This window comes from Erysipelatoclostridium sp. DFI.2.3, assembly GCF_019132535.1.
Lineage (GTDB): Bacteria > Bacillota_I > Bacilli_A > Erysipelotrichales > Erysipelotrichaceae > Clostridium_AQ > Clostridium_AQ innocuum.
Window position 1 is genome coordinate 138,770 of the sequence record NZ_JAHOOJ010000008.1, and the last position, 16,496, is coordinate 155,265.

Annotated in this window: 17 protein-coding genes; 7 read left to right on the forward strand and 10 right to left on the reverse strand. The window is 44.2% G+C overall.

The features are described 5' to 3' along the window. Positions 1–87 precede the first annotated feature (87 nt). Positions 88–1,689: a CTP synthase gene (locus KSZ58_RS10040; RefSeq protein ID WP_009269134.1), complete on the forward strand. Its 1,602-nt coding sequence runs from the start codon at positions 88–90 to the stop codon at positions 1,687–1,689. Positions 1,690–1,790: 101 nt separating this feature from the next. On the opposite strand, the gene purB is transcribed toward KSZ58_RS10040, so the two are convergent. Together purB and purC are read right to left on the reverse strand one after the other, a co-directional pair. Further along, positions 1,791–3,221: an adenylosuccinate lyase gene (purB, locus tag KSZ58_RS10045; RefSeq protein WP_009269133.1), complete on the reverse strand. Its 1,431-nt coding sequence runs from the start codon at positions 3,219–3,221 to the stop codon at positions 1,791–1,793. Positions 3,222–3,259: 38 nt separating this feature from the next. After that, complete coding sequence (gene purC, locus KSZ58_RS10050) at positions 3,260–3,967, reverse strand: phosphoribosylaminoimidazolesuccinocarboxamide synthase (RefSeq protein WP_009269132.1); 708 nt, start codon at positions 3,965–3,967, stop codon at positions 3,260–3,262. Positions 3,968–4,277: 310 nt separating this feature from the next. Here purC and KSZ58_RS10055 point away from each other — a divergent pair, with 310 nt between their 5' ends. The 6 genes from KSZ58_RS10055 (at position 4,278) to KSZ58_RS10080 (ending at position 8,523) form a co-directional block, all read left to right on the forward strand. Beyond that, entirely contained in the window at positions 4,278–5,612 is a 1,335-nt protein-coding gene (locus KSZ58_RS10055; RefSeq protein WP_217752695.1) for a Mur ligase family protein, read from the forward strand. A gap of 1 nt (position 5,613) precedes the next feature. Continuing rightward, the gene (locus KSZ58_RS10060) at positions 5,614–6,354 is read left to right on the forward strand and encodes a type 1 glutamine amidotransferase (RefSeq protein WP_008817229.1); all 741 of its coding nucleotides are present in this window, start codon (positions 5,614–5,616) and stop codon (positions 6,352–6,354) included. A 340-nt stretch (positions 6,355–6,694) separates the two neighbouring features. Continuing rightward, positions 6,695–7,015: a PadR family transcriptional regulator gene (locus KSZ58_RS10065; protein WP_009269130.1), complete on the forward strand. Its 321-nt coding sequence runs from the start codon at positions 6,695–6,697 to the stop codon at positions 7,013–7,015. Between the two features lie 4 nt (positions 7,016–7,019). After that, a complete protein-coding gene (locus KSZ58_RS10070) occupies positions 7,020–7,379 on the forward strand; it encodes a DUF6120 family protein (RefSeq protein WP_009269129.1) in 360 nt (119 codons plus the stop codon). A gap of 291 nt (positions 7,380–7,670) precedes the next feature. After that, positions 7,671–8,111, forward strand: coding sequence for a LytTR family DNA-binding domain-containing protein (locus KSZ58_RS10075; protein ID WP_008817227.1), 441 nt, complete (start codon positions 7,671–7,673; stop codon positions 8,109–8,111). A gap of 10 nt (positions 8,112–8,121) precedes the next feature. Then, positions 8,122–8,523, forward strand: a complete 402-nt coding sequence (locus KSZ58_RS10080; protein WP_009269128.1) for a DUF3021 family protein — start codon at positions 8,122–8,124, stop codon at positions 8,521–8,523. A 136-nt stretch (positions 8,524–8,659) separates the two neighbouring features. On the opposite strand, the gene KSZ58_RS10085 is transcribed toward KSZ58_RS10080, so the two are convergent. From KSZ58_RS10085 to KSZ58_RS10120, 8 genes are all read right to left on the reverse strand, one after another. Further along, positions 8,660–8,965, reverse strand: a complete 306-nt coding sequence (locus tag KSZ58_RS10085) for a DUF3795 domain-containing protein (RefSeq protein WP_008817225.1) — start codon at positions 8,963–8,965, stop codon at positions 8,660–8,662. Between the two features lie 86 nt (positions 8,966–9,051). Further along, complete coding sequence (locus tag KSZ58_RS10090) at positions 9,052–10,254, reverse strand: hypothetical protein (protein WP_217752696.1); 1,203 nt, start codon at positions 10,252–10,254, stop codon at positions 9,052–9,054. A 277-nt stretch (positions 10,255–10,531) separates the two neighbouring features. After that, the gene (locus KSZ58_RS10095; protein ID WP_217752697.1) at positions 10,532–11,236 is read right to left on the reverse strand and encodes a zinc metallopeptidase; all 705 of its coding nucleotides are present in this window, start codon (positions 11,234–11,236) and stop codon (positions 10,532–10,534) included. 172 nt (positions 11,237–11,408) lie between these two features. Then, complete coding sequence (locus KSZ58_RS10100; RefSeq protein ID WP_002609057.1) at positions 11,409–11,693, reverse strand: HU family DNA-binding protein; 285 nt, start codon at positions 11,691–11,693, stop codon at positions 11,409–11,411. A gap of 119 nt (positions 11,694–11,812) precedes the next feature. After that, complete coding sequence (spoIVA, locus tag KSZ58_RS10105) at positions 11,813–13,291, reverse strand: stage IV sporulation protein A (protein WP_002609058.1); 1,479 nt, start codon at positions 13,289–13,291, stop codon at positions 11,813–11,815. A gap of 93 nt (positions 13,292–13,384) precedes the next feature. Further along, positions 13,385–13,567, reverse strand: a complete 183-nt coding sequence (locus tag KSZ58_RS10110; protein ID WP_002609059.1) for a bacterioferritin-associated ferredoxin — start codon at positions 13,565–13,567, stop codon at positions 13,385–13,387. Between the two features lie 157 nt (positions 13,568–13,724). Beyond that, the gene (locus KSZ58_RS10115; RefSeq protein ID WP_008817222.1) at positions 13,725–15,317 is read right to left on the reverse strand and encodes a peptide chain release factor 3; all 1,593 of its coding nucleotides are present in this window, start codon (positions 15,315–15,317) and stop codon (positions 13,725–13,727) included. Positions 15,318–15,493: 176 nt separating this feature from the next. Next, on the reverse strand, positions 15,494–16,495 hold the full coding sequence (locus KSZ58_RS10120) for an NAD(P)H-dependent glycerol-3-phosphate dehydrogenase (RefSeq protein ID WP_009269126.1): 1,002 nt from the start codon (positions 16,493–16,495) through the stop codon (positions 15,494–15,496). Position 16,496 lies beyond the last annotated feature (1 nt).

Here is a 16,496-nt window from a genome sequence, read left to right on the forward strand (position 1 = left end):
ATGCAAGAGCTGCCTTACGTTTTCTGCATATGCAGGGAAGCTGCAGTATTGGAATGAAAGGAAACAATAGAAAAAGGAAGGTCATATATGAGTAAATTTATATTTGTAAGCGGCGGTGTTGTGTCCGGTCTGGGGAAGGGCATCAGTGCAGCATCCCTGGGACGACTGCTGAAAGCAAGAGGTCTGAAGGTCAGTGCAATGAAGCTGGACCCCTATATCAATATCGACCCGGGGACGATGAGTCCCTACCAGCATGGCGAGGTATTTGTGACGGAGGATGGAAGTGAAACCGATCTTGATCTCGGTCATTATGAGCGTTTCATTGATGAGAATCTGAATCGCTACTCGAATGTGACCACCGGAAAAGTATACTGGAACGTCTTAAACAAGGAGCGGGAAGGGAAATATCTGGGGGAAACCGTGCAGGTTATTCCGCATATCACCAATGAAATCAAGGATTTTATCTATAAGGCACAGGAGGAAAGCGGTGCGGATATCATGATTTGTGAAATCGGAGGTACCACCGGGGATATTGAGAGTCTGCCTTTTCTGGAAGCAATCCGTCAGGTTGCACAGGATAAGGGAAGAGAAAACTGTCTCTTTCTTCATGTAACACTGATTCCCTATCTCGAAAGCAGCGGGGAACATAAGTCAAAGCCGGCTCAGCACTCTGTCAACCAGCTGCAATCCTATGGTATCTTTCCGGATATCATCATAGCGCGCTGCAGCCGCCCGTTGGAGGAGGGGATTCGTGATAAGCTTTCCCTGTTTTGCAATATACCAAAGGAGTGTGTATTCGAAAACAGAACGATGCCTTCTCTGTACGAGGTACCCTACATGCTGCAAAAGCAGGGGCTGGATGATGTCGTTTGTAGAAAATTCCATATCGATGCACCACAGGCGGATCTGCGCTCCTGGAGTATGCTCATGGAGCATGCAGGGGATGTGACAGAAACAGTGACAATTGCTCTGATTGGAAAATATGTTCGCCTGCATGATGCCTATCTGTCTGTGGTAGAAGCGCTGTATCATGCGGGATTGAAAAACAATATAAAGGTACATATCAAATGGATCGATTCAGAGAATATTACGGAAGGCAGTATCCGGGAGCTGCTGCAGGATTGCAGTGGCATTCTGATACCGGGAGGCTTTGGTACGCGCGGAATTGAAGGAAAAATACGGGCAGCCACCTATGCCAGAGAGCACAATATACCTTATCTGGGTATCTGTCTGGGAATGCAGATAGCCGCAATCGCCTTTGCACGAAGCGTACTGGGCTACAGCGACGCCAACTCCTATGAATTTCAGCCGGAAAGCAGCCATTTGATCATTCATTATATGGCAGATCAAAGCGATGAACAGGATATGGGAGGAACCATGCGTTTAGGCGCATATCCATCCAGAATCAAGGAAGGGACGCAGCTGTATCGCGCCTACCGGACAACGGAAATTTCAGAGCGTCACCGTCACCGCTATGAATTTAATAATCAGTTCCGTGAGGAATTTATACAAAACGGCATGGATATCACAGCAACCTCACAGGACGGTTCTCTGGTGGAAACTGTGGAGTGTGTCAACAATGATTTCTATGTCGGGGTGCAGTTTCATCCGGAATTCAAAAGCAGGCCAAATCGTCCGCATCCGCTGTTTACCGATTTCATTGCCTACTCCAAGGCTAACAGAAAGTAGCTGACTACGGTGCTGCGCATTACCGCCGTAAGAATAGAAAAAGACTCTGATTTACCTATACAATCAAAGTCTTTTTTTATTTTTATGCAGAATAGCTTAGCCTACACATTGATCTCCGCATGCAGACCCAGCGCATCCTTTTCTGTTTCCAGAACCGGATCAATGCATTCTTCGAAAAATTCCACGGTCTGACTTGGCGCACGTCCAACAAAATTGATCGGGGACATAATAGCCTTCAGCTGTTCCATATTCATAGGGAACATTGCATCCTCTGCAATACGCTTCAGCAAATCATTTTCCAGCCCCTCCTCCTTGACAACCTTACCGGCAGCCATGGAGTGAACACGGATACGCTCATGCAGCTCCTGACGGTCACCGCCTGCCTTGACAGCATCCATCAGAATCATTTCCGTCGCCATAAACGGCAGCTCCTTCATCAGGTGGGATTCGATGACCTTCGGATATACAACCAAGCCATCGGTGATATTGAGGTATAAATCCAGAATACCATCCACTGCCAAAAATGCCTCCGGAATACTGATACGCTTGTTTGCAGAATCATCCAGCGTACGCTCAAACCACTGGGTAGCAGCAGTTATTGCAGGATTCAGGGTATCTGCGATAACATAGTTTGCCAGAGAAGCCATCCGCTCACTGCGCATCGGATTGCGCTTATAGGCCATCGCACTGGAGCCGATCTGTCCCTTTTCAAACGGCTCCTCCACTTCCTTCAGATTCTGAAGCAGACGGATATCATTGGAAAACTTATGTGCACTCTGCGCTATGGAGCCCAGTGCATTCAGAATTCGGGAATCCACCTTACGGGAATATGTCTGTGTGGAAACAGCAAAGGATTTTTCATAGCCCATTCTGTGAGCGACCATCTGATCCAGCTGCTTCACCTTCGCTTCATCATTATCAAACAGCTCCATAAAGCTCGCCTGTGTACCGGTTGTCCCTTTGCAGCCGCGCAGCTTTTTATTTTCCAGAAGGAAGCACAGCTCTTCATAATCCAGTAGCAGGTCCTGTGCCCAGATAGCAGCACGCTTTCCCAGTGTTGTGGGCTGTGCAGGCTGAAAATGTGTAAATGCCAGCACCGGCAGGTCCTTGTAATCCAAAGCAAACTTTTTCAGCTCCGCAAGGACGTTTACCAGCTTTTTCTTCACCAGCTCCAGCGCCTCATACATGACAATTAAATCCGTATTGTCACCAACGAAGCAGGAGGTTGCGCCCAGATGAATGATTCCTTTCGCATTTGGACACTGCTGTCCATAGGCGTATACATGGCTCATGACATCGTGACGGACAATTTTCTCCCGCTCCCTTGCGACATCATAGTTAATGTCCTCTGCATGTGCCTTTAATTCATCGATCTGTTCCTGTGTGATAGCAAGACCCAGCTCCTTTTCGCTTTCCGCCAGGGCAATCCACAGCCTTCTCCATGTACGGAATTTCTTGTCATTGGAGAAAATGCGCTGCATCTCTTCACTGGCATAGCGCTGTCCCAGAGGGCTTATGTATCTGTCGTTCATCTGAAAACATCCTTTCTATGTATTCGTTTGTTGTTCAATTATTTAATTCCCAGTCTTCTGTATACTTCCTGATATGCATCCTCAACATTTCCGAGGTTTCTTCTGAAACGATCCTTATCCAGGTGATCATGCGTATGAATATCCCAGAAGCGGCAGGTATCCGGTGAAATCTCATCAGCTAACACAATGCCGCCCTTAAAACGTCCAAACTCCAGCTTGAAGTCAATCAGCTCGATATCAACCGCTGCAAAGATACTCTTCAGCTCTTTGTTTACAGCAAACGCCAGCCTTGTAATCTCATCAATTTCCTCCTGTGTGGAAATACCGACAGCAAGTGCCATGTAATCATTGATCATAGGATCCCCCAGATCATCATCCTTATAGCTGAATTCCAGAATCGGGCATTTCAGCTCCATACCTTCCTTCAGTCCCATACGCTTTGCAAAGCTTCCGGCAACCTTGTTTCGGATAATAACCTCCAAAGGAACGATTTCCACTTTTTTAACGAGTGTTCTGCGATCATCCAGCTCCTCGATCAGGTGTGTAGGAATCCCTTTATCCTCCAGCTTTTTAAACAGGAAGTTCGTCATTTTGTTATTAACAACGCCTTTTCCGAGAATCGTACCTTTTTTCTGACCGTTGAATGCCGTCGCATCATCCTTGTAATCTACGATGACCTGATCCGGATTTTCTGTTGCGAATACTTTTTTTGCTTTACCTTCGTACAGCATTTCTAACTCTTTCATTTTGTTCTTTTCCTCCTGCTAGTTAACATTAACTTCAGCGCAAGAATGGGCAGATTCTGCCTTTTTTTCTTACCATATTATTATAGGTCAGCCCCTCATGCAAGTCAAGAATGCGCAGGACATTTGAAAACATTTTTCAAGCCCAGACAGCATGCCTGTAAATTTCTTACGCATCCATAGAAAAACTTCACCAAAACAGCTTTTTTTCCTGTATAATAGAGAGGTGTTTTAAACATATGCAGGGTGGACATCCTATAAATAGATACTATGGATTGATTTTCCCTGCGGGGTATATACAGGAGGCTGATTTATGACGATGTTTGCAATACTGATAACAAAACTGGCCGGTGCTATGCTGCAGCTGATTCATCGCGGCGGCTCGCTGCCCGGACAGATCGGGCTGAAGCTGTGTCCGGATATACTGAAAAAGCTGCGCATTGACTGTCCTCTGATTCTGGTAACAGGAACCAACGGCAAGACTTCTACCAGCAATATGATAGCCGCTATGCTGGAGCAGGAGGGTCGCACTGTCGTAAACAATCGGAAGGGCGACAATCTGAAAGAGGGAATTACGACGGCTTTACTGATGCACACAACGCTAAGAAAACGGGTACAGGGGGATGCTATTGTTTTGGAAGTGGATGAGCTCAACATTCCTTTCATTATGAAGAACCTGAAAGCAGATGCTCTGGTTGTGACAAACTTCTTCCGGGATCAGCTGGACCGTGCCCGGGAGATGGAGCAGCTGATTGTTAAGATGGAGCAGGCGATTTCCGATTTCGAGGGAACTCTTATTTTAAATGGCAATGACCCCAATGTAGTACGGCTGCACGATGCGGCACCGAAAGCATCCATGCTTGCATTCGGTATGGAGCGCTGCTCCTTCAGCAGTGAAACAACAGGGGAAGCAAGTGAAGGCAAGTTCTGTCCACGATGTGGAAAAAGACTGGAGTATGCATTTTATCAGTATTCCCATATCGGCGTATTTCACTGCAGCGGCTGTGATTTCCAAACACCGAATCTGGATGCGGCAGGAGTGGTGGAAAGCATTCCAAAACGCAGTTTCCGCTATGAAGGCAAAGCATTCAGCGCACCGCAGGGTGGATTGTATACCATGTATAACTGCATGGCTGTTCTGGCAGTCGCAAAGCTTTTGAAAGTGGATACAAGGCATGCTGCAGCGGCTTTTACTCACATCAAGGTACCGGATGGACGAAATGAAGCATTTACATATAAGAACCACACCTGTGTGCTGAATCTGGTAAAAAACCCGACGGGAGCCAATGAGGTCATGAAGGTGATCGAAGAGGACGAAACCGAAAAAAGCATCCTCATTGTATTAAACGATAATGCACAGGATGGAACGGACGTATCCTGGATCTATGACACCTTTTTCGAGAAGCTCATGAAGAATACTACAAAGCGTATCATTGTTTCGGGCAGTCGCTGCTATGACATGGCACTGCGTTTAAAATACGGAGGCTATACAGGAGCGCTGGAGGTTCAGGAACAGATGAAGGAGGCTGTAACAGCTCTTCTGAAATCAAATGAAACCATGTATGCGATAGCGACCTATACCGCCTTGCAGCCGGTACGCAATCTGCTGCTGACTCAGAGTGTGCAGGAACGAAAAGGAGGCGCATGATATGGAGCTGAATGTATGCTGGATGTACCATGATATTATGGATCTCTATGGTGATAAGGGAAACATGATGGTTTTACAGAAACGCTGTGAGGAGCGCGGTATCAGCATCACCATTGATACCCTGTCCATTGGAGATCAAAGGGACCTTCGCGTGTATGACCTTCTTTTTCTGGGTGGGGGCGCCGACAAGGAACAGATGATGCTGATCGATGATTTGCTTTCCAGAAGGGAAAATATTCGTGAGGCGATGGAGCAGGGGACCTTCGTTCTATTGATTTGCGGCGGTTATCAGCTGTTTGGACAATATTATATCAGTGCAGATAACGAAAAAATTGAGGGGCTGAAATTTTTCGATTATTATACGACTACCGGCAGCAATGGAACACGCTGTATCGGCAATATCGCCATACGCTGCAATCTGGATGGTCATGAAATCACTGCTGTTGGCTTTGAGAACCACGGTGGCCAGACCTGCAATGTAGCAACACCGCTGGGGAAAGTCATCAGTGGCTATGGAAACAGCTTTGATAGTGGATATGAGGGCTTTTATAACGGAAGTGTACTTGGCACCTATATGCACGGCCCGCTTTTCCCGAAAAACCCAGAAATTGTCGACTTTGTTATCTATAAGAGCCTGAAAAAGAATCATCCGGATGTTCAGCTGGAGGATCTCATACAATTGGATGACACACTGGAACAGAAAGCAAAGGAAGCTATGCTAAAACGGCTTCAGGTGCAATAACCGGAATAACCGATATCTTATAGGAAATATAAGAGTCGGTTTTCTTATTCCCCTTAAATATTATGTTAATCTATATATATAATATAAAAACAGTTGATAAACATAATATTAGGTGTTATAATTCATGCGAGGAGACGATACTTGTCCCATTGTCACTCAAAAGGAGGTTGTCATGCAACCTCTTTTCACAATGAAGGCACAAAGACACGTCGAAATGAAAAGCTGAGAGCCTTATGCTTACTTACACATTCTGCCGGCTTCTCTATCTGTTGAAGCAAATAAACGGATACTGGTTGGTGCTATGTATAGGATATATCAAATGAACAAAAGAGGTGCTGTTATGGCTAAGGAACATAATTTTTTTAAAATGGAAATGCTGATTCTCCTTATATTAAAACAAGGGGATTGTTACGGCTATGAGCTTGCCGGTATTCTGAAGAAGCAGACAGAGGGGATTATTGATATAAAGATGGGCACCCTGTATCCCATTCTCTATAAGCTGGCTGATGATCACTGCATCACCGGTATGGAGGTAAGGGAAGGACGCAGAACAAAAATCATTTACAAGCTGGAGCCAAAGGGAGAAGCTTTGCTGGTAACTTTGCAAAAGCGTTATACAGTCTGGGTTCAGGCAATTGATTTGATTATGAAGGGAGCATAGGAACATGGCTGGTAAAGAAAGATACAAACGGGAAATTGCGATGCTGTTCCCTTATATGTCAAAAAAGGAGAAAATGTTTTTAAATAACTACATGCATAATATCGAGGATGCAGAATATAAGGATATCGTAAAGGAATGGGGAGCACCGATTGCAGTTGTGCATTCCTATATTGAAGCACAGGATACAGAAATCATCATGAAAAAGTTAAACAGAAGAAAGCTTTTAAAGAAATTTTTATCTGCTGTTTTATTCCTGCTGATTGCAACACTTGCAATCTATACGTATTTTCTAAATAAATCCTATCAGGCCGTACGGGATACGGTTCCCAATGAAATCAAGGAGACCTTGATTATTGAAGAGTAACCTGATGGAGCAGCGTTACTTGTTAATTAGAAGAACCCGATTTTGCTGTTCTTCTTTTTCGTTTACAAAGTACGCAGATTCTATTAAACTTAAAACATTACATAATATACATTATGCGAAGTAAAAACATAATACATATGTATCCAATATATCCAAGATCAGCCATCATTATCAATTACAGACCATAATGAAGCAGTTGGCAGCTTGTATACCACTTTGGGTAACTTATCGGCATTTCATTGCATTTCTGCTGTGTGCCCTTTATACTGAAATCAACAGGAGGAATACAGGATGAAGCTTACCATACTTCAGGATGACGCAATAGCAGAAGATGAAATCATCATCAGAACAGCAACACGTCATCCGTGCTTAGAAAGACTGATAGATTTGATAAAGCAATACAGCATTACCTTAAAGGCTTATCACAACAATCGGGAATATTATCTTCCCATAGAGACTATTTACTATATTGAATCTGTTGATGGAATCACATATCTGATAACGGAGAAGGATTCCCTGTTATGCAGAATGTCTCTTCGCGAGATTGAGGATAGTGTTCAGCATACCTCGTTTTGCAGGATAAGCAAGCATATGATTGTAAATACAGCACATCTGAAGGCTGTAGAATCCTATGCTAACCATCGGCTGCTGCTGGTGCTGAAGAATGACGATAAAGTACTTGTAAACAGAAATTATGTAGAGCATCTGAAAAAACAGATAAAAAAATTATAGGAGGATGAATATGAAAAGCTTTTTAAAAAATTATGTGCCCTATGGATGCATGTGCTTCACTGCAATCTTACTGATCAATGCATGTTCTGCTTTCCTTCACAATACACCACTTATTCTGGATGCTGCCAGCCTGCTTAGGGATTTTGGAATATATATGCTTCTTATCATAGCCGATTACGGTATCAATGAATACATGGAATTCAAAACATACCGAAGCTTTGTCATAACAGAATTTCTCATACTCACAGGAATTTTCCTAATCCTGAACAATGCGGGACACCTGGATACTCTTCAGGTACGCTCCATCATTTCCCAAATTCTGAGTATGGCTGTGATTCTGGGGGCAATACGCCTGTATATCGCCTATAGCTTTCGAAAGGAAATAGATGATCTGAATGAACATCTGAAATGAAACCTGTTGATTTCTTATTTTCGCCAGGAATACTCAAAGTGCCTGTTTCCTACATACAGCATGTGGATACAGGCACTTTTATTTATATTTATCTATCTTTTACAACATATTCTTTGTTACGTTTGTTCACCAAGAGCTATTGAGCTTCCGTAAGGTTTTTCATCTGCATAAGAAAATCCTTCTGATTATCCTCTTCACTTTTTGTTGGATCCTGTGCTTCATACAAAATACAGGGCAGTTCATGACAGTGTCCGCAGTGCTTTAGCTTCTTACTTTTCTTACAGCATTCATAAATATCACAGACATCTCTATCCTCCACATATTGCAGCCAGTATGGCTTCCCTTCCAAAGCCTTACATCCAAGGCAGATGTCCGGATAATGCTCACATGCATCACACTGAACACCACAAACACTCATAGTTCTTGTTTTTACAGCCTCCATTACAAGTTCTCCTTTCTACAGAATCTGGTTTAACCTCTACCCTAACCATACCATAGATAGGTACATATTGCCATCCTTTTTCACGATTACTCTGTTTTCCTTGTACTGACCTCTGCATAGCATAATGTAATGGATGTCTCTGCGGGAACGATTTTCTTATAGAAACGACCCTCCTCATCTCTATACTCTGAAATTTTTGTGGAAGAGGTATTGAAAAATTCTTCCGATTCCTGTTTTCCGTCACGATTGATAAAGCTTTGCCACAGTACCACATAGGTATCCTCTTGAGAAGGGGGTATCTCTTTTATGAAATCCTCCTGCGGCATATAAAGAACGGTAGAATCTGAAACCTTTTCAATCGTCAATGCTTCCGAGAAGGCATGAATTTCATAGTTCTTTTTCATATCCCGAAAATCTGCAGGATTTGCTTTCCCCTTGTAAATATTCACCGTATCGTTTGTATCTCTGCCATATTGATCAAACGTGTAATAACAGATCTCACCAACAAAACGTGGTGTATAGTCTGTATGATACTCTTCCCCATTCGTGATTAAAATAGAATCTTTCAGATCCTTGGCGAAATTCTTTTGTAGATCTCTGTAAATGAATATGCCATCATCACTCAGATTATCGATGAAGGATATTTCATTTTTTGCAAGCTCATGCAAGAAATCACTTTCCCCATTTTTTGAAGTAAAATTCAATAGAATGAGATTGGTACGATTGATATCTTTTCGATGCTGCAGCGTTTTTGGCTCGGGTTCATCCACCGTATATAGCAGCGTCTTACTATACATATCTTTCATAAATGCATCAATATCACCGCCATCATACTTTATTTCCTTTGGAAAGACATTCTGATACCATGCTCCTTTATACTGGAAGAAAACATCAAACGCAGAAATATGCAGGTCTGTGTCCAAATTCAACGAAGCTTCAATTCTCTTTCTGTATGCCTCTTGCAGCTCCGGCATCTGATAGTCATCACTTCCATCCTGATTGTTTTCATCTGTGTAGACATTTACTGTAAACGATCTTTCCTGATACATCATTTCAACCCATGCTGTACCATCCGGTTTCCGTTTGAGCCTGGGAATGGGTGATGCATCGCCATATCCCAGATGGGTTTCTTTTACAGTTGGCTGTATACCGTATTTATCCTTCATATAAAGAAGAGCATTGGCTGTCCCCTGTTGTTTTTCCCTATCCAGCTCCTGTTTCTCCTCTTTGCTGGTACAGGCACTCATACAAAGAAGCATCAGCAGAATCAATAAGCATTTCTTCACCATAGACGGCCTCTCTTTCTAAATCCGGTTATTTTTTCGTACGCTGTTTATCAGCTAAATTATACCACATGCCCTTATCAGTGAACAGCAAAGTCAAAAATGCCTGATCTTTGTGCAGCTGCTTCCATCATCTGGCTGTATGCTCATCCGTAAATATTTTCCAATATCTTTCTATGATTCACGCAAAACAAAAAGCTGTCATAAACCTTCCCTTTATTCGTGAACCCTGAAGGATTCAGAAGCTGACCAAGACACGAAAAAAGAACACCAAAGGATTCTTTCAGTCATCATCTCTTCTTCCCAGTACCATAAGCAGGATACGTAAGATTTGTGCGAGAGTGGAGAGTACTGCTGCAACATAGGTGAAGGCTGCTGCACGAAGCATTCTCTTCACATCATAGCGCTCCTGTTCGCTGATCATGCCGTACATGGCTAGCTGTTTCACAGCCCGGCTGCTGGCATTGAATTCCACCGGCAGCGTCACAATCTGAAACAGCAGAATGATACAAATCATAGCAATACCCGCATACAGAATAACCGGTGTGGAGGCAAACAGAAACAAGCCGAGCACAAGCACGACCCAGCCAAGCTGGGAAGCAATATTTGCCATCGGCAGCAGCCGGTTTCGCAGACCGATCGCCCCATAATGCTCCTTATGCTGAATGGCATGTCCTACCTCATGAGCGGCAACACTGATAGAGGCAATGGAGGCGTTGTAGAAGATATCCGGAGATAGACGCACAACATGATGGACAGGATCATAGTGATCCGATAGCATACCGCCCTTGGCTACCTCTACACGGATGCTTTGCAGATTGTTCATATCCAGAATTCTGCGGGCAACAGCCTCTCCAGTCAAACCATGCTCGTTCGGAATTCTCTTATATTTGTGATAAGCAGCCTGTACACGGGACTGGGCAAGCATTACAACTGCGAATGCCAGAATATACAGAAAATACTGAGACATATACGAATTATTAAACATAGGTATCCTTCCTTTTCAATATGTATGTATTAGTTATTATATCACAACTGCAGATGAATTATCAGCAGGTTTGCATAAAGTTGCAGGAAAGCGAATGCTTTGGTCTTTGCTTATGAAAATATGAAAAAAAGGATATCTGTATAAATGATCCCAGACATCCGTTTTTAGCCTACTATTTTACTGCTTCCTTCAATGCTTTTGCAGCTTTGAATTTCGGCGCTTTTGAAGCGGCGATTTCAAGAGGTTCCTTAGTTGCAGGGTTGATTCCCATACGTGCAGGACGTTCGCTGATTTCAAATTTTCCAAAACCAGAGATATCAACTTTTCCGCCTTCAGATAAAGTCTTTGCAATTTCATCGAAAACAGTTTCTACTGCTACAGTTGCATCTTTCTTTGTCATTTCCAATTTCTCAGCAACGACTTCTACTAAAGCTTTTTTATTTAAAATTTCACTCATGTTCATTACCTCCAACATAGCTATATGATACCATCTGGAAGCGTATATTTCAACATTTTTCTCAAAAAAGATGGTTTTAAAATCCCCATTATTTCTGCGGTTTTCTAATGCCGTTATTTCTAGAGAACGATGGCAATGACATTGCCTTTTCCCTTATTTACAAGTTTTGTAAGAATGTCCTGCAATCTTGCTCTGGCTGCTTCCGGTATCATGGAAAGCTTGGCATTGAGACCGTCACGGATCAGATCCGACAGCTTGCGTCCGAAGATATCGCTGTCCCAGATGCTCTGATCATCATTTCCATCATCCCGCAGCAGATAACGAATCAGCTCTTCACTTTGCTCCTTACTGCCGATAATCGGCTCAAAGGTGCTTTCCACATCCACCTTGATCATATGAATGCTTGGGGCGATTGCCTTCAGCTTCACACCATAGCGGCTGCCCTGCTTCACAACCTCCGGCTTGCTGAGCTGAATATCCTGCAATGAGGCACTCGCAAAGCCGTATCCGGTCTGCTTGACCATTTTCAATGCACTTTCAACTGCATCATATTCCCGCTTCGCCTTGCTGTAATCCTGCATGAGAGATATCAGCTCCGCCTTATCCTTTATCTCGTGACCGATGATTTCCTTCAGAATTTCATTATACAGCCCAGGCTTTACAGTGATGTCCACATTGACAATCCCCTGCCCTGTATCTATGGTGGCAAGATTGCTGCCGTCGATATACTCATTTTCATTTAACACATCGGTGATATTTTCCACCTCGCGAAGACGGTCCACGCTGGACATGCTTTCCTGAATCGTATCATGAAAGCTTTTCTTCAGCCAGTGATCATCGCTCAGTACTGCAATCCACTGCGGCATGTTGATATTGATCTCCGATACCGGGAATTCATACAGAGCCTCCCGAAGGATATCATGAACATCCTCCTCACTCATATGGTTTACTGCGATTGCAAGTACCGGTACCTCATATTTTTCCTTAAGCTTGTCCACGACAGCCTTGCAGGCCGGAGAATGCACATCCGCACTGTTGACAACGACAATAAACGGCTTGCCAATCGACTTGAGTTCATCAATGACCTCTGCCTCAGCTTCGATATAGGCTTCTCTTGACAAATCGGAAATCGTACCATCCGTCGTCACAACAATGCCGATTGTGGAATGATCCTGAATAACCTTCTGTGTACCGGTCTTGGCAGCCTCGTTGAATGGTACCGGTTCATCATTCCAGGGGGTACGTACCATACGGATTCCATCCTCATCCTTATAACCCTTCGCTTCCGGTATAACATAGCCTACACAGTCCACCAAACGGACATTCACGGTAAATCCGTCATCAAATTCGATTGTTGCGGCATTATTCGGCACAAATTTCGGTTCGGTGGTCATAATCGTTTTACCGACTCCTGCCTGCGGCAGTTCGTCAATCATGCGTGATTTCTCAAATTCATCACTGACATATGGAATGACTGCTTTTTCCATAAACTCCTTGATGAAGGTTGATTTGCCGACGCGTACAGGACCCACGATCCCTAAGTATATATCGCCACCGCATCTTTGTGCTATATTCTTTAAAATCTCTGTGGTATTCATTGTTTGTCCTCCCTTAGTCATTCTAAACTTATGATGAATTGAGGTACTTTATGACTAAACAGACAAAAGAAGAAAAAGAAAAACAGATGGATTTCACCTGTTTCTCAGTAATTGCTCAACAACGCTTTCCAGGACATCATTGCAGGCACCGCAGACAGTTCCTGCTCCGGTAGCATCCTGCACCTCCTGGAAGCTGGAAGCACCTGCCTCAATTGCCGTTTTGATATCACGAACAGAGACACTCATGCAGGTACATACAATATCTTCATCATGCATATAGCTCACACCTCACTGTCTACTAGGATACCCGTTTTCGAAAAAGACATACAGCATTCCCTGAAAAAGGTACTTCCACAAAAAAAGGAAGATCCGAAGTCATCGATTTCGGCAATCCTCCTGTTAGGTAAATGCTTGCTGATTATGTATATTGTAATTATTCGGCAGTACCCACATCACTCAGTGTCAGACCCTTGTTTTGTTCCAACGCCCACTTGATGCCCCAGTTATTCATGAAAATAATCAGATTTCTACCCTTTAAATCACGTACGCGCTTGGAATCACTGGTAAGATTCAGCGTATTCGGATCTAATGCCTGATCATCGATCCAGCGAACGCACTGGAACGGCAGAATTTCGAGCTTGATATCGACATTGTATTCACTTTTTAAGCGCTGTTCCAGCACCTCAAACTGCAGCACGCCGACACCGCCGACGATGATTTCCTCCATTCCGATATTGATTTCCTGAAATACCTGAATGGCACCTTCCTGTGCAATCTGCGTAATTCCCTTTGTAAACTGCTTCCTCTTCATGGTATCCTTTTGCGTAACACGGGCAAAGTGCTCCGGAGCAAAGGTTGGAATCTTTTTAAATTCAAACTTCATGGAGGGATCGCACAGCGTGTCTCCGATGGAGAAAATGCCCGGATCAAACACACCGATCACATCCCCTGCATATGCCTCTTCGACAATTTCACGATCCTGTGCCATAAACTGCTGCGGCTGTGAAAGCTTGATTTTACGGTTTTGCTGCATATGCATAACCTCCATTCCCTTTTCAAATCGTCCGGAACAGATACGCATAAAGGCAATACGGTCACGATGTGCCTTATTCATGTTTGCCTGAATCTTAAAGACAAAGGCAGAAAAGCGCTCATCCATGGGATTGATTTCTCCCTGTGAGGATTCTCTTGGCAGCGGAGAGGTTGTCATATCCAGAAAATGGGAAAGAAACGGCTCCACACCGAAATTCGTCAGTGCACTACCAAAGAATACCGGTGTCAGCTCTCCCTTTGAAATAAGCTCCTGATCAAATTCAGTGCTGGCGATATCCAGCAGCTCACTATCCTCACGCAGCTGCTCGAAGAAATGATCGCCCAGTACGCCACGGAAGGTTTCATCCTCCAGCGTACCTTCGCTTACCTCCGCAGCCTTTTGTCCGTGATCGCCTCCATGAAAGGCGATGATACGGTGATGATCACGTTCATAAACGCCTTTGAATTCTTTTCCGGAACCGATTGGCCAGTTCATGGCATAGGTGGCGATTCCCAGTTCACTCTCGATATGCTCCAGCAGCTCAAACGGATTCATGGCAGCACGGTCCATTTTGTTGATAAAGGTAAATACCGGTATCTTTCGCAGCAGACATACCTTGAACAGCTTCTTCGTCTGTGCCTCAACACCCTTGGATGCATCGATCACCATAACGGCAGAATCGGCAGCCATCAGGGTACGATAGGTATCCTCCGAGAAATCCTGATGGCCCGGGGTATCCAGAATGTTGATACAGAAATCATTATATTCAAACTGCAGCACAGAGCTTGTGACGGAAATACCTCTTTGCTTTTCGATTTCCATCCAGTCACTGACCGCATGCTTGTTCGCTTTTTTTCCCTTTACACTTCCGGCAGAAAGAATCGCCCCGCCATACAGCAGCAGCTTCTCCGTCAGCGTTGTTTTTCCGGCATCCGGATGGGATATGATGGCGAAGGTTCTCCGCCTTTGTATTTCATTGACATAATTCGTCATACAGCTTCCTCCTATAGTTCTATGTGAAACGATATTCTCGTATTTTTTCGTTTAAAGCAGTTCTCATCTACATGGTGATTCCTCCAGTTCCGTTAGATGACTAGCGTTTTTTATTATAGCATATTCCAACGCTTAAAATCCATAAAACCAAAAAAAATGACGCTGTTTCAGCATCATTATTTCATTTCATGCTTCAAATCACGCAGCATCAAATCCCTTGCGGACTGCTGTGGTTTCTTGTCCTCATACAAAACCCGGTAAATTTCTTCCACAATCGGCATATCGATCTGCTTCTGCTTTGCTACCTCATAAACAACCTTGGCAGTACGTACACCCTCTACGGTCTTGGTGTTGTTCTCCCAGAAATAGCGGGCGCTGTTATGCGTTCCGATTTCATAGCCTGCCTGAAAATTCCGGGAATGTACACTGGTACACGTAACGATCAGATCACCGATACCGGTCAGTCCCATAAAGGTTTCGGCTCTGCCACCCAGAGCGACGCCATAGCGGATCATTTCCGCAAGTCCACGCGTAATCAGGGCAGCCTTGGTATTATCACCATAGCCAACACCACTCAGCACACCGCTGGCAACTGCGATGGCATTTTTCAATGCAACGCCGATTTCACTTCCAACCTCGTCATCTCCGCGGTAAACACGCAGATATTCATTCGAGAACAGCTCCTGTACGGCACAGGCATCCTCTTCACATAAGGATACGGCACAAATCGTTGTCAGCATGCGCAGGACAACCTCCTCTGCATGGCTGGGGCCGATCAACGATACGACGCTTTTCAGTTTATCCTTCGGCATAAAGCGACGAATGACATTGGACATGCGCTCATTTGTCTGCGGATGAAATCCCTTGGAGGTATTTACGACAATAACCGGCTTTTCAACAAGCGCTCCGATTTTTATACACAGCTCTTCCACAGCGATGGTCGGAACGGATAACACAAGAAGATCCGCATCGCGAACAACGTTGAGGTCGCATGTTGCCTTCAGGCTTTCATGCAGTGTCACATCCGGAAAAAACCGGGTATTTTGATGCCGCAGATTGATATCGTCTATTTCCTTGGGATTCTTTCCCCATAATACAACCTCTCTTGCGTTGTCAACAAGCACCTGTGCAAGTGCTGTCCCCCAGCTTCCGCTTCCGATCACAACTGTCTTCAACATG

Excerpts from the sequence above, each read along its gene's own strand:
- KSZ58_RS10085 (WP_008817225.1), bottom strand. The coding sequence starts at position 8,965 with ATGGAGGCTGTAAAAACAAGAACTATGAGTGTTTGTGGTGTTCAGTGT.
- KSZ58_RS10060 (WP_008817229.1), top strand. The coding sequence starts at position 5,614 with ATGGAGCTGAATGTATGCTGGATGTACCATGATATTATGGATCTCTAT.
- KSZ58_RS10040 (WP_009269134.1), top strand. The coding sequence starts at position 88 with ATGAGTAAATTTATATTTGTAAGCGGCGGTGTTGTGTCCGGTCTGGGG.
- KSZ58_RS10095 (WP_217752697.1), bottom strand. The coding sequence starts at position 11,236 with ATGTTTAATAATTCGTATATGTCTCAGTATTTTCTGTATATTCTGGCA.
- spoIVA (WP_002609058.1), bottom strand. The coding sequence starts at position 13,291 with ATGAATACCACAGAGATTTTAAAGAATATAGCACAAAGATGCGGTGGC.
- KSZ58_RS10065 (WP_009269130.1), top strand. The coding sequence starts at position 6,695 with ATGGCTAAGGAACATAATTTTTTTAAAATGGAAATGCTGATTCTCCTT.
- KSZ58_RS10070 (WP_009269129.1), top strand. The coding sequence starts at position 7,020 with ATGGCTGGTAAAGAAAGATACAAACGGGAAATTGCGATGCTGTTCCCT.
- KSZ58_RS10120 (WP_009269126.1), bottom strand. The coding sequence starts at position 16,495 with ATGTTGAAGACAGTTGTGATCGGAAGCGGAAGCTGGGGGACAGCACTT.
- KSZ58_RS10055 (WP_217752695.1), top strand. The coding sequence starts at position 4,278 with ATGACGATGTTTGCAATACTGATAACAAAACTGGCCGGTGCTATGCTG.
- KSZ58_RS10110 (WP_002609059.1), bottom strand. The coding sequence starts at position 13,567 with ATGCATGATGAAGATATTGTATGTACCTGCATGAGTGTCTCTGTTCGT.
- purB (WP_009269133.1), bottom strand. The coding sequence starts at position 3,221 with ATGAACGACAGATACATAAGCCCTCTGGGACAGCGCTATGCCAGTGAA.
- purC (WP_009269132.1), bottom strand. The coding sequence starts at position 3,967 with ATGAAAGAGTTAGAAATGCTGTACGAAGGTAAAGCAAAAAAAGTATTC.
- KSZ58_RS10100 (WP_002609057.1), bottom strand. The coding sequence starts at position 11,693 with ATGAGTGAAATTTTAAATAAAAAAGCTTTAGTAGAAGTCGTTGCTGAG.
- KSZ58_RS10090 (WP_217752696.1), bottom strand. The coding sequence starts at position 10,254 with ATGGTGAAGAAATGCTTATTGATTCTGCTGATGCTTCTTTGTATGAGT.
- KSZ58_RS10080 (WP_009269128.1), top strand. The coding sequence starts at position 8,122 with ATGAAAAGCTTTTTAAAAAATTATGTGCCCTATGGATGCATGTGCTTC.
- KSZ58_RS10115 (WP_008817222.1), bottom strand. The coding sequence starts at position 15,317 with ATGACGAATTATGTCAATGAAATACAAAGGCGGAGAACCTTCGCCATC.
- KSZ58_RS10075 (WP_008817227.1), top strand. The coding sequence starts at position 7,671 with ATGAAGCTTACCATACTTCAGGATGACGCAATAGCAGAAGATGAAATC.